Origin of the sequence: Polaribacter septentrionalilitoris, assembly GCF_009832745.1 — a bacterium.
Lineage (GTDB): Bacteria > Bacteroidota > Bacteroidia > Flavobacteriales > Flavobacteriaceae > Polaribacter > Polaribacter septentrionalilitoris.
Genome location: NZ_VRMJ01000042.1, coordinates 206619 through 220321, shown reverse-complemented (window position 1 = coordinate 220321; position 13703 = coordinate 206619). Strand labels below are relative to the sequence as shown.

Below are 13703 nucleotides of genomic sequence, written 5' to 3'. Positions count from 1 at the left end.
TTACAGCTTGTTTTTTACTAAATACAAATACCATTGTGTAATGATTTCATTATAATCTTTATACAATCTAAAAACAGTTAAATTCCTTTTTTTGAGTTGTTCTAACATTTTTAACGTAATAATTTTATAATTATTCCAATCTCTTTTTTCTAAACGTTTCTTTTTTATAAAAGTAGGTAAAAAAGTTTTTAGTATGGATTTTAGTTGTTGAAAACTATTTTTCTTGACTTCAGTATTGTCTTCAAAATTAACATTATGCTCTTTAAAATAATAGTCATTTAAAACAGCATCAAAAAAAGATTTATTTCTCTTATAAGCAATTGGTAACTCTTTAAAAAAGCAAAGTAATTCTTTGTCCCAAAAAGGAAATCTAGTCTTGTAACCAAAAAAAGTGTAAAAACTTGATGAATTAAAAATATACTTTGCAATTCTTTCTTTGATGTTATAATCATCTAAAACAGTTTCTGGTATTTTTTGTTGATAGTGAGCATCAAATGAAATTAAGTTGTGTTCTATATCTTGTAAAGTTTTGTTTTTTTGCTCATCAGAAAAAACAAAATTTGTCATTTTGTTTTTAAAAATAAATTCGGTTAAGTTGTTATTTAGTTGGTTATTGTAAAACTTATATTCACTGCCACCTAAAATATCTCCAGCATAACCAGGAATAAAAACAGCATCTTTCTCTAGAAAATTGTTTTCTTTTAAAAAATGAACAGCAAAATATTCTTGTAAATTTGGCATAGATGTTAACTTACCAGCATATTTTATATATTGTTTAAATTGATCTGTTTCTAGAAAATCGCCAATAATTGAGTCAGTATATTCAATAAAAACCCATTTAAAATTTAAGGCTTCTGCTGTTTTTTTAGAGTAGTTAATCTCAAAACTATCTTTTTTACCATAGGTGTAGCAGAGTACATTTTTATAGTTGTGTTTTTTTAAGAAAACCGCTATTAATCTAGAATCTAAACCACTGCTTAAAGGCACAATAATTTGATTGTTTCTCAAAGAGTTTAAACACCTTTTAAAACTGTTTTCAAAAGCAGAAAAACACGCTTTTTTTAACTCTAGAACTGGTTTGTTGTTTTGTTTTCTTGTGCTGTATGAAAAGTAAAAAAACTGCTCTTTAATTTTATTTGATGAAAATTCAATATACTCAGAAGATTGCGTTTGATAGATTCCATCTAACAAAATCTTTTTACCATGTACATGATTAGAGGCTAAAAATTCGAGTTCAGCATTTTTGTTAAACTTTAAATTAGTTTTTTTTCTTTTTAGTACATAGATATCATCAGAAATACACCAAGAATTATTGGTTTGGGTATAAAAAACAGGAAAACTTCTAGTAACATCAGTAATAACAACAGTATTGTGTTCACCTTTTTTTATAATTGTAAAAACTCCATTTATATTTTCTAATAAATCTTTAAAATCCTCAGTTTTTAGAAGTAGTTCTAACGCTTTTTCTTGGTTATAAAAATTGTTTTCTAAATAAAAATAACCTTTAAAAAACACATTGTTTTTTACAAACCAAGTAAAGCCATTATTTATATTTAATTGAATTTCCATAACCTTATTGGTATGCTATTTTAGTTTCGTTAGAAGCTTTAAGTAAAAATAAAAACAAAAAGATATTAAAACAGATACCAACTCCAGAAAACAAAACTAAAGAAATAAAAATACTATCAAAAAAATGAAATCCTATATAAAATGCTAAAAAGCGTAAACAGAGTGTTATTACATCAAAAATAAGAATTGTTTTCTGTTTATTTAAAACTAAAATTAATGAGGTTAAAGGATTGCTAAGTAACGCAAAAAACAACCAAGGAATTAAAATTCGAGCATATAAACCTACGTCAGTCCAATTTTCACCAAAAAAGAAGTCGATATAAAATGACAAAATAAATAAAGGAATAAATACACCACAACTAATTAAAAGTAAGTTTTTGCTCGTTTTTAAAATTAATTTAGATAGGTTTCCTTTATCATTATAAACTTTAGAAGCTCTATTAAAAAAAACCTGATTTACAGAGTTCTGAATTATTCCAACTGGTGCTTTTGTAAACTTGATAGCCAAACCAAAAACCCCTGCAGCTGATAAACCAAAATATTTAGTGATCAAAAAAACAGGCAACTCGTTTGATAAATTGTTGGTAACGTTAATGATAGAGTTAAAAATGGGGATGTCTTTGTATTTCTTTGCCAACAGTACCATTCTCTTGTAAGAAATTTCTTTGCGGAAACCTTGTAAAGATTTGTAGCTAGTTTTAATTAGAAATAAGGTTTGAAAAAAAAGGCCTAACAACAGACCAGGAATCAACCCAAAACTAGTATTGTATTTACTAAAACCAGTTGCTATTTGAGAACTAGACATACCAACAGCTTTTACAATTTGTCCATTAGATATATTTTTAAAACAATTTATTCTGTTATTCCAGTAGTCGAAAAGTGAAATACAACCCGTAAGAAAAATACTTAACGGCAATAAATATATAAAGTTTTTTAAATCTGAAATATTAAAAAAAATAAGAATAGAATCTTTAAATAACAAAATTATAATAAGGCTTAAAAAAGAAAATAGAAGCAATATAAAAAAAGAAAAAGACAACAAATTTAAAGCATCTTCTCTTTCTTTTGGTAGTACCAAAGCAAACTCATATTGTAATGTAGATAAAGGTTTTATAATTAATGTTGCAGATGAAAAAAGCATATAAATACCAAATATTTCTGTTGAAAATATTCTGGTTATAATAAGAATAGAGCTATAAATAACAACCTGACTAAAAGCAGAACCTGTGAGTAATGTTAATACATTTTTGACAAACTCTTTTTTTAAAAAGGAAAATAGTTGCATATTACTTGTTCAAAATAGGTTACTCAAATATAACAGAAATGCAACAGATACAACACATATTTTTTGATTTAGACCATACGCTGTGGGATTTTGAAAAAAACTCAGATTTAACTTTTCAAAAAATTTTTGAAATCAATAAGGTTGAGGTTGATTTGGGTGCTTTTTTAGAAGTGTATAGGCCATTAAATAAAAAATATTGGAAATTATACAGAGAAGAGAAAGTAACTAAGAGCGAGCTAAGATATGATAGGTTAAAGAATGCTTTCGATACAATTAATTTTACGATTTCTGATGATATAATTGATCTTTTAGCAATTCAATATATCGAATATTTGGCGGATTTTAACCATCTTTTTGATGGTACGATTGAAGTGTTAGAGTATTTGAAAGACAAATATCAATTGCATATTATTACTAACGGTTTTGAAGAAATTCAAAGTAAAAAAATGAAGAACTCTAAGATCTATCATTATTTTGATAAGGTAATTACTTCGGAATCTGTTGGAGTTAAAAAACCAAATCCTAGAGTGTTTAACTACGCTTTAGAACTTGCAAAAGCACCAAAAGAACATTCTATAATGATTGGCGATAATCTAGAAGCAGATGTACAAGGAGCAATAGATGTAGGTATGAAAGCAATACATTGTAACTTTGAACATCAAGAAATAAATACAAACGGATTACTTTCTATAAAGTCACTTTTAGAAATAAAACAATATCTTTAACTTGTATAACGTTAAATAAAACATACAACATCAAATGTTTACAAGAAACGGACTTTATTTTATTGTATTGTTCTTTATTTTTTCTTGTTCAGAGAAGCTAGATTTTTCTCAACTCGAAGATTATAGAATAACTCCAGAATATACAGTTTCACTAACGTATTTTAAGGTTACACCAATTCGGTTTTTTAATCCAACAACAGGTGTTCAAGAATCAGAAAGAACAGACGTCACAGATTTTAAAGTTTTTGAAAATAGTCTCTTAAGAAATCATTTAGTAAAGGTTGATTTTGATGTAAAAATTAAAAACGAAATTGATAAAGATTTTACACTAGAAATTACTTTTTTAGATAGTAATAGTAATGTAACACATCGATTTCAAGATATTAAGGTTTCTGCAAGTGATTTAAATTTTGAATTTAATGAAACCATTGATGTTACTTTAAAACCTAGTCTTAAAAACACAAGTAAAGTAAAAATTAGAGTAAAAATCAATAATCCTAATCCGCCACTTAGTCCTTCAGACACTAGTGAGTTTGAGTTCAAATCTTCTGCTAAAATTTATATTGATACAGGTGCTTAATATGAAATATTTTTTAACCTTTATCCTTGTTATCGTAGGATTTAGTATTTACTCACAAAACAAACAAGTTTTATATAATTTTTCAGAGTTACCACAAACCTTATTGTTAAACCCTGGTGCTGAAACCAATTATAAACTTCATGTTGGTGTACCATTACTTTCTGGTATTTCAGGAGAATTTGGTTCAAGCGGATTTACGCTCTCTGATTTGTTTTTATCAGATAATAGATCAATCAATAATAAAGTATCAGATGTCATAAGTAAATTAAATGTAAGAGATCACATAAAATTTCACTCTCAAGTAGAAGTCTTAAACGGAGGATACCGATTTGATGACAAGACGTATTTCAGTTTTGGTCTTTATGAAGAGATTGATGGTATTTTATACTTACCAAAAGACGTAATTAAGCTTTTTATGGAAGGTAATTCAGCATATTTAAATCAAAGTTTTAGTGCTTCTCAAATTTTATATAAATTAGATTTTATAGGAGTTTTACATTTTGGTGTTACCAAAAAAATAAATGAAAAACTAACTGTAGGAGGAAGGTTTAAAATCTATTCATCAGCTTTAAATTTAGAGAGTTCTAATAATTCAGGAACTTTAACTACAGCTAACGGAATCAATAATATTTATACACACTACTTAGATAACATAAATATTAATTTTAGAACTTCTGGATTAGTTGATAGTGCTACAGATAAATATATAGAAGATGGAAGCGCTTATTTAAAAAATACATTTTTAGGAAGTAACTTGGGAGTTGGATTTGATTTTGGACTAACCTATCATATAGATAAACAATTAGAGTTTTCTGCAAGTATTTTAGATTTCGGATTTATCAAACATAAAAAAAACGTAAAGACAACAACTATTGAAGGTAATTTTATCTTTGAAGGTATCGATTTAACTTTCAACGCAAATAATGGAACAAATTACTGGGGTGATTTAGATCAAAGGTTTAGAGATGAGTTACCTACAAGAGAAACTCAAGAAACTTACATTTCTTGGAGGCCAACTAAGTTAAACGCAGCTTTAAAATACAGTTTTGGTGAAAAACGGAGCAAGTATTGTTACGATAATACTTATAAGGATTTCTACACCAATGCAATTGGAGTTCAATTGTATTCTGTTTTTAGGCCATTAAGTCCGCTTTTAGCATTAACTGGGTTTTATGAAAAATCTTTTTCAAAAAAAATTCATGCAAAAGTTACCTATACTATCGATGATTATTCGTTGTACAATATTGGCGCTGGAATATCAATGCAATTTGGTAAAGTAAATTTTTATGGTGTAGTTGATAATATTGCTCAATTTAATGATATTACATCTGCCAATAACCTAAGCTTTCAGCTAGGTTTTAATATAATATTCAATTAAAAATGATAAAAAACTAATTTTTACTATTTTCTTATTTGTTTCACTGTCGATATATAATCAAATAGAAAGACTAAATGAGTACAAATATGTAATTGTAGAAGATTAGTTAGATTTTCTAAAGAAATCAGATCAATACTAAACAAGCTCTCTAACAAAATTTTTACTCCAAAAAAATGGTTCCAGTTGTTGTCTCACCAAAAGTGAATGTAAATCCTGAAAAAAAAGATGCTGTCATAAAAGAATCTATAATTACAGAAAAGCTAGAAATACTTTATGCCCAGTCTAAAGAAAATGGATTTCAATTGGTAAATGCGAAACCAGCAATAGTATATCAAATCTTAAATACTAATTTAAAAGGTGTTTTTATACTTAAAGACAAAAGCGGAATTTTATTTAAGAGTGGTAATTTTTGGATAGCTCAATATTATGAGAATGGTAAATCGCAATTAAAAAAGTACACCATCAAGTTTTAGTAATTGTATTTTTTCTTCCAACGTTTTTTTAATGTTTCTTTAAATTGATTTTCTCTTTGATTATCTCCGGGTTCATACAATATAGTTCCTGAAATTTCATCTGGCAAAAATTCTTGTTCCACAAAATTGTTAGGATAATCGTGTGAATATTTGTAATTCTTACCATAATCTAAATCTTTCATCAGCTTAGTTGGCGCATTTCTTAAATGTAGCGGAATTGATAAATCCCCTGTTTCTCTAACCAAACTTTGTGCATTTTTTATAGCGAGATAAGAAGCATTACTTTTTGGTGAATTTGCCAAATATACTGCACATTGACTTAGTATAATTCTAGACTCAGGATTACCAATTACAGCAACAGCTTGAAAAGTATTGTTCGCTAAAATTAAAGCAGTGGGATTTGCATTGCCAATATCTTCTGATGCTGATATAAGCAATCTTCGAGCAATAAATTTTACATCTTCTCCACCTTCAATCATTCTAGCCAACCAATACAAAGCACCATTTGGGTCACTTCCTCTAATCGATTTTATAAAAGCAGAAATAATATCATAATGTTGCTCTCCAGTTTTATCGTACCTAACCGTATTTTTTTGTACTTTCTCTAATACTAAATCATTTGTAATTTCAATTTCATCTTCAGTAGAAACTAATAAATCAAAAATATTTAAGAGCTTTCTTGCATCACCACTAGAAACTTGTAATAACGCATCAGTTTCTTTTAAAGTAATTTTTTTATTTGATAAAAACTCGTCTTTTTCCATTGCTCTATTTAATAAAGCAATCAAATCATTTTTATCAAAAGAATTTAAGATATAAACCTGACAACGAGAGAGTAGTGCAGGTATAACTTCAAAACTAGGGTTTTCTGTTGTTGCGCCAATTAAAGTAACCCAACCTTTTTCAACTGCACCCAGTAAGGAATCTTGTTGAGACTTGCTAAACCGATGAATTTCATCAATAAATAAAATGGGATTTTTAGCGGTAAACAAACCACCACTTTTTTTGGCTTTTTCAATAACATCTCTTACATCTTTTACACCAGAACTTATTGCACTTAATGTGTAAAATGGTCTGTTAGATTCTGTTGCAATAATATTTGCAAGCGTAGTTTTTCCTATTCCTGGAGGTCCCCACAAAATTAGCGAAGGAATAATTCCTTGTTTTATCAAGTTGGTTAAAACACCATTTTTCCCTACTAAATGTTGCTGACTAATATAATCGTCAAGGGTTTTTGGTCTAATTCTTTCTGCCAAAGGTTCATTCATTGAGTAAAAATAGTAAAGATTTCTGACAGAAATTGTAAAAAATGATTTTGGAAAGGATTTTGTTATTTTTAATGCTGATGAAAGATGAGCAACATTTCAAACAACAACAATCGATTTTTTTAATTCCTACTTTATTTGTAATCATAATTTGGTTTGTTTATTGGATTGAAATCAATTTCGATTTCAATTTTAATAAATACGGAGTTTATCCTAGAACTTTAGAAGGTTTAAAAGGTGTTTTCTTGACACATTTTATTCATAGTAATACCAATCATCTGTTTAATAATTCCATTCCTTTATTTGTGCTTTTAAGCAGTCTTTTTTATTTTTATAAAGATGTTGCTTACAAAGTATTATTATATGGTGCTTTTTTTACAGGATTGCTAACCTGGACAATTGCAAGAGAATCTTATCATATTGGAGCAAGTGGAATTGTATATTTACTTTTTAGTTTTGTTTTTTTTAGCGGATTAATTAAGAAACACTTTAGATTAGTAGCCCTATCGTTAGCCATCATTTTTTTATATGGAAGTATGATTTGGTATGTGATGCCAATTAAAGAAGGAATGTCATGGGAAGGACACTTATCTGGCTTTTTAGTTGGATTAATTTTGGCAGTTATTCACAGAAAAAGAGGTGTCATAAGAGAAGAACATCAATTTTCTAAAACTGAATTTGACTTACTTTTTGATGAAGATGGAAATTTTAATCCACCTCAAAAAGAGGATGAACTAATTGATGAACAAGAGTAGAAGTTACTAGTTGTTAATTATTATTCTTTGTCTAACAGTTTCATACAAAAATGCCCCACAAGCTACAGAAACATTTAATGATTCTATTTCACCCAGCAAAGGTAATTTAGCTTTGTAATCTACCATTTTTAAAACAGAAGGATTTACTCCTCTATGTTCAGAACCCATAATAATTGCAATGGGTTGATTAAAATTAACATCAAAAATAGAATCTTCTGTTTTTTCGGTAGCAGCAACTGTTTTAATTTCAGAGGCTTGTAGTAAAAACAAAGCATCTTTAATATGATCTACTTTACAAATAGGCATTTTAAAAGCGGCACCAGCAGAAGTTTTTATGGTTTCTGCATTAACTGGAGCACTACCATTTTTTTGAATGATAATTCCATCTACACCTGTACATTCAGCAGTTCTAATGATAGCTCCAAAGTTTCTAACATCAGAAAGTTGATCTAATACCAAGAATAGAGGCGTTTTACCAGAATCTATTGTTGTTTCTATCAATTTCTCTAAGTCATAAAATTCTACTGGAGAAATTTGAGCAACTGCACCTTGATGATTATTGTTTTTCGAAAGCCTATTCAGCTTTTCTACAGGAACAGTACTAGTTGCTATTTTCTTAGATTTTATTAATTTGCTTAACTCATAGAACAAATCACCTCGTAATCCTTTTTGGAGGTAAATTTTGTTAATGGTAGAATTACTTTCAATAGCTTCTATTATGGCTCTTATACCGAAAATATTTGTAGTTTCTGTAGTCATCTTGCAAATGTATGTTAAAAATATATTAGGATAAAAAAAAACCATCTCTAAAAGAGATGGTTTTAAGTATAATCAAGTTTAAAATAAACTTAGTTTTGATCAGTAATATTAGGATTACCTACGATTTCATCTTGAGGAATTTCAAAAGTTAATCGTTCATCATCATGACTAAAAGATTCACCTTTAAAGTCTAACCAATTAGAACCTCTAGTTCTAGTTTCTCTTCTTCTTTTCATAATGTAATAAGATTGTCCTTCACCCCAAAGCTCTAATCTTGCTTGTAATGCAGCTTCTTCAGCCAAGTCACTATCAGGTAAAGCATCAATATAAGAAGCATCTGTTAATCTTATATTTAATAAAGCTTTTAAACTTGTACGTGCAGCAGCATAATTTCCATTTTCTGCGGCAGCTTCAGCATGTAGTAGGTAGAATTCAGCAATACGCATATAATGTGAATCAGAATCTATATTCAATTGAGGTCCAGAAAAACGACGGAAACCTGCTAAATGTGCACCCTTGTAGTAGAATTTACCAGCTGGTCTAAGGTCAGAAGAATTAGCATCATCAAACTGCAATCTTCTAATATCATCTGCTCTAAATTTAGCAAATAAGTCAGCATCAATACCTTTATGGTTACCAACAGCAGCATAACTGTAACTGTATTGATCCATAAATCCCCACCATGAAAACAAAGAAGCTAAGCCTTGACCTTCTGGAGTAATGTCTACCCCCCACATAATACCAGAAACAGATTTAACATCATTAAATCCACCTATTTCTCCAGTTTCACCAGGTAAAAGTGCAACTTCATCATTTGACATTATAGTATGATTACCTGCATCAATAACTTTTTTTGCATAAATTTCAGTTTGTTGCCAATTGTTTAAAGCTCCATATGTTCTTGCAATAATACCTCTTACAATATCTTGGTTAATCTCAATTTTGTCTTCTCTTACAAAACCTTCTAATAATGTTTCTGCTTCTAATAAATCTTTAAGAGCAAAATCAAAAACCTCTTGAAGCGAACTCTTAGGCTGTTCAAGGTCATTTGCACTAGCATATATTGGAAGAACATTTTGCGATAAGTTAGAAATATCGTTTACATACATATGAATCAAATTATAATATGCATATCCTCTAAGTGCTTTTGCTTGACCAATATTAAATTTTGCAGTCTGAGTAGATGGCACTACATCATTTCCACCTGCTGCATCGATTATTAAATTTGATAAATTTATTATTCTATATAAGAACCTCCAAGGCATTCTATTGACATTACTATCTGGATCTAACGTTGCAGTCAATTCAGAAATATTTCTTTGTCTACTAAAACTCTTACCAAGATGAGCCATATCTGCACAAAGAATATCCATGTTCATATAGATAGATGTGATACCAAAATCTTCTTGGGCAGTACTTCCACCACTACCTCTACGATAAAGGTTTTCATAAATACCTAAAAGTGTTCCCTTTCCTACTGCAGGGTTTATTTCAGCTGCTTCAGCTACTGCTTCAGCAGTTAACGTGGCTGTTGGTTCTGTCACTAAAAAGTCTTCACTACACGAAGTGAATACTGCAACAAATCCTAATAATATAATTTTTATTTTTGTTTTCATAATTTATTATAAGTTTAAATTAATTCCCAATACAATGGTAGATAATGGGCTATATGAATAAATGCTTGAAACACCAGATATTGATGTTGATGGGTTAAACCCTCTTCTTTTTGAGGCTAACCAAAGGTTATCACCAGTAGCAAATATTTCTAAGTTTTTAGCTCCAATTTTTGAAGCAACTTGACTAGGTAACTTGTATCCAATACGAATATTGTTTAAAGCCAAATATGATGCGTCAGTTAAAAATCTTGTTGAAACTGAATTCTGTTGTACTTGAGAACCAGCATCTTGTCTTGGAATATCGGTGATGTCACCTGGGTTCTTCCAACGATTTCTGATATCAACAGAAAAATTGTTTGTTCCTGCAAAATCATTATCCATAAGATTAGCATATGCCGCATCATAAGCCCATCCACCAATTTGATAGTTAAATAAAGTACTGATTGAGAAATCACCAATTTCAGCATTAATTCTGAATGCTCCAGTAACATCTGCAATAGCTGTTTTATCAATAAATTTATCAGTTGCCTCAGCATAAACTTCAGTAATGTCTTGAGCTACATTGGCATTTGGGTTGTCGTAAAGATATTGAGACAAACTAGTAATAAGAACATCATCAGCTGCGGCATATACACCGTCACCATTTATATCATCAAAACTACGTTCCCATTGTGCAGCACCAGTAGCAGGATTAACACCCGCATAAACAGGAATATATCTATCATATAAAGAACGCCCAACTTCATAAGCAAATTGTCCGTTTATTGATAGTTTTTGTTGTTCACCAGTTGCAGGGTCAATTGGTAAAGCCTTAAATTCATTAGTTAACATAGCACCATTAACACCAAAATTTAGTTTAAATTTATCTTTGTTAATAAGTTTAAAATCTAAATCAAATTCAACACCATGATTAAGTATTTCACCATCATTTACTAATAGTGATGCGTAACCAACAGATGGTCCTGCATTTCTGCTAAAGAACATATCTGTAGTATTTATTCTGTAGTATTCTACTGTAGCATCAACAAAATTACCTAATCCAAACTCTACACCTAGATTTAATTGGTTAGAACTTTCCCATGTAAGATCAGGACTTCCTTTAAAATTGAATGCTAATGAAATGTTACCATTTAGGTTATTAACAGAATATTGATTGTATCCTGGATAAAGATTAGCTACAGTACCATTTAAAACACCAGAGTTACCAAGTACACCATAACTAGCTTTAAACTTTAAAAGGTCAATAAAATCATAGTCACTTAAGAAGTCTTCTTTAGACATTATCCAAGCAGCACCAACAGAATAGAAGTTACCCCATTTGTTATTTACAAATCTTGATGATGCATCTCTATTGAAAGTAGCATTTAAAAAATACTTACCAGCATAATCAGTAGTAACGTTTGCTATATAACTTTCTGTTCTTTCATTGTCAGTAAAACCATCAACAGGTTGGTTTACAACACCATTAGAAATGTCAGTTCCAAAAGGTGTAACTAAATTAGTACGCTCAGCTTCTAAGTAGTTAAATTCATCACTAGTTACAACGTGAGAAACAAAAGCATTAACTTTTAAATCATTGAATTCTTTTATGTAACGGAACCCTGTTCTTAAAGTAAAGTTTTTAGTTTCTCTACGAGCTCTATTAATTAAACCATTATTACCTTTAGCAGGGCTATAAAAAGGCTCATTTAAATCGATATCATCATTCATGAAATATTGATATGCAAAATTGTTTTCAAAGGTTAAACCTTCAAATAAAGTTGCTTTGATATCATTGTTAAAGTTAACTGAGTTATTTTTATTTCTACTGATGTTAATCTGAGAATCAGCTACACCATTTGTTGCAAAACCGAAACCACGTCCTTGTTCTAATCCATAATCGAATAAGAATCCACCATAGATAGGGTCAGGTATTCTATCACCAGCTGCGTCTCTTCTAAATAAAGGGTAAATGCTAGGGATATTATCTATCCACCAAAATTGTGAGGAAGATGAAGAACCTGTACCATTATCATTTGCGACAGTCTGGGTATAGTTCAAAGATGTATTAACGGTAATATTATCACCAAACTGATTTACACCAGCAACACGTGCATTTAATCTTTTAAAATCCGTATTTGAAGCAAATCCTATATCTTCAATAAAACCAAGTGACACGTATATAGATGAACCTTCAAATGAGTTTGATAATGAAACATTTGCCTCTAATCTGTTTGAAGGTTGAAAAGCAAAATCTTCCCAATTGTCAGGATCATATCTTCTTGTTACTCCAGGTCTAACTTGTCCTGTAGCAGGGTCGATTAATTCTGAAACACCAGTTGCCCCAGAATCTGAAATATTCCACATGTTATAAATTGGAGGGATATCTGAAACATCATCATTATTCCCTTCAAATAAATTTCTATTTGCGTAACCGATTGCCAAAGCATTATCACCTGAATTTTCTAATAAACCCCTTTGACGAAGACCGCTCCAAGCAATTCCTATATACTCTTCAGGGCTTGAAATAGTTTCGTATCTTGGAATACCTTGAAAGTTTGTTCCTGATTTTATTGAAACATTTAGAGATGAACCCTTTCCACTTTTAGTACCTCTTTTGGTTGTAATTACAATTACACCATTAGCACCTCTTGCACCGTATAACGATGTGGCAGAAGCATCCTTTAGGATGGTTACAGATTCGATATCAACAGTGTTGATATCATTTAAACTACCTCCAAAAGGAGCGTTATCTACAATATAAAGAGGAGCATTACTTCCATTCGCAGAACCAAAACCTCTAATTCTTACAGTAGATACACTACCTGGTTGTCCAGAAGTGTTTATTACAGTTACACCAGCAGCTTCACCAGCTAACGCCTGACTTACATTTGTAAATGATTTTTTTGAAATATTTCCTCCTTCAACAACTTTTGCAGACCCTGCAAAAGAAGTTTTGGAAACACTACCAAAACCAGTTACAACAATTTCGTCAAGAACATTGGCATCTTCTTTCATTAAAACATTAATTTTGGAAGAGTTACCAACTTTTTTTTCTAATACCTTGTACCCTAGATATCTAAATACAAGAATATCACCAGATTTAGCTTTGATAGAATATTTACCATCAAAATCACTTTCGGTACCTTGACTTGTACCTTTAATTAAAATACTTACCCCGGGTAAAGGACCTGATTGGTCAGATACTGTCCCAGAAATAGTCTTTTGTTGTGCAAAAGAAATCTGCACTACTAACGCTAAAAATAGCGTCAAAAATCCATTAAACTTTGTCTTCATTGTATAATTATTTGAATTAATT

The 13703-nt window shown here is 29.9% G+C and carries 11 protein-coding genes; 5 read left to right on the top strand and 6 right to left on the bottom strand.

Features of this window, described 5'->3' with window-relative positions; all coding sequences use genetic code 11:
• Together FP421_RS13575 and FP421_RS13570 are read right to left on the bottom strand one after the other, a co-directional pair.
• The gene (locus FP421_RS13575; protein WP_159951496.1) at nt 1-1569 is read right to left on the bottom strand and encodes an asparagine synthase C-terminal domain-containing protein; all 1569 of its coding nucleotides are present in this window, start codon (nt 1567-1569) and stop codon (nt 1-3) included.
• A gap of 4 nt (nt 1570-1573) precedes the next feature.
• Nucleotides 1574-2854, bottom strand: a complete 1281-nt coding sequence (locus FP421_RS13570) for a lipopolysaccharide biosynthesis protein (RefSeq protein ID WP_159951494.1) — start codon at nt 2852-2854, stop codon at nt 1574-1576.
• A gap of 38 nt (nt 2855-2892) precedes the next feature.
• Between FP421_RS13570 and FP421_RS13565 the strand changes: the two genes are divergently transcribed.
• The 4 genes from FP421_RS13565 to FP421_RS13550 all read left to right on the top strand — a co-directional run bounded on the left by FP421_RS13565 (nt 2893) and on the right by FP421_RS13550 (nt 6010).
• Nucleotides 2893-3579: a YjjG family noncanonical pyrimidine nucleotidase gene (locus tag FP421_RS13565; protein ID WP_159951492.1), complete on the top strand. Its 687-nt coding sequence runs from the start codon at nt 2893-2895 to the stop codon at nt 3577-3579.
• Nucleotides 3580-3613: 34 nt separating this feature from the next.
• Nucleotides 3614-4159: a hypothetical protein gene (locus FP421_RS13560; protein ID WP_159951490.1), complete on the top strand. Its 546-nt coding sequence runs from the start codon at nt 3614-3616 to the stop codon at nt 4157-4159.
• Nucleotide 4160: 1 nt separating this feature from the next.
• Nucleotides 4161-5537, top strand: coding sequence for a DUF5723 family protein (locus FP421_RS13555; RefSeq protein ID WP_159951488.1), 1377 nt, complete (start codon nt 4161-4163; stop codon nt 5535-5537).
• A gap of 173 nt (nt 5538-5710) precedes the next feature.
• On the top strand, nt 5711-6010 hold the full coding sequence (locus tag FP421_RS13550; protein WP_159951486.1) for a hypothetical protein: 300 nt from the start codon (nt 5711-5713) through the stop codon (nt 6008-6010).
• Here the strand turns inward: FP421_RS13550 and FP421_RS13545 are convergent.
• Entirely contained in the window at nt 6007-7278 is a 1272-nt protein-coding gene (locus FP421_RS13545) for a replication-associated recombination protein A (protein WP_159951484.1), read from the bottom strand. The genes FP421_RS13550 and FP421_RS13545 overlap by 4 nt on opposite strands.
• A 41-nt stretch (nt 7279-7319) precedes the next feature.
• On the opposite strand from FP421_RS13545, the gene FP421_RS13540 reads away from it, so the two are divergent.
• Nucleotides 7320-8030, top strand: coding sequence for a rhomboid family intramembrane serine protease (locus tag FP421_RS13540; protein ID WP_236548117.1), 711 nt, complete (start codon nt 7320-7322; stop codon nt 8028-8030).
• A 6-nt stretch (nt 8031-8036) separates the two neighbouring features.
• Here FP421_RS13540 and rlmB read toward each other — a convergent pair whose 3' ends face one another.
• From rlmB to FP421_RS13525, 3 genes are all read right to left on the bottom strand, one after another.
• A complete protein-coding gene (gene rlmB, locus FP421_RS13535) occupies nt 8037-8789 on the bottom strand; it encodes a 23S rRNA (guanosine(2251)-2'-O)-methyltransferase RlmB (protein WP_201288851.1) in 753 nt (250 codons plus the stop codon).
• Nucleotides 8790-8878: 89 nt separating this feature from the next.
• The gene (locus tag FP421_RS13530; RefSeq protein WP_159951482.1) at nt 8879-10405 is read right to left on the bottom strand and encodes a RagB/SusD family nutrient uptake outer membrane protein; all 1527 of its coding nucleotides are present in this window, start codon (nt 10403-10405) and stop codon (nt 8879-8881) included.
• Between the two features lie 6 nt (nt 10406-10411).
• Nucleotides 10412-13681 (bottom strand): SusC/RagA family TonB-linked outer membrane protein, encoded by a 3270-nt coding sequence (locus FP421_RS13525; RefSeq protein ID WP_159951480.1) that lies wholly within the window; start codon nt 13679-13681, stop codon nt 10412-10414.
• Nucleotides 13682-13703: the final 22 nt, after the last annotated feature.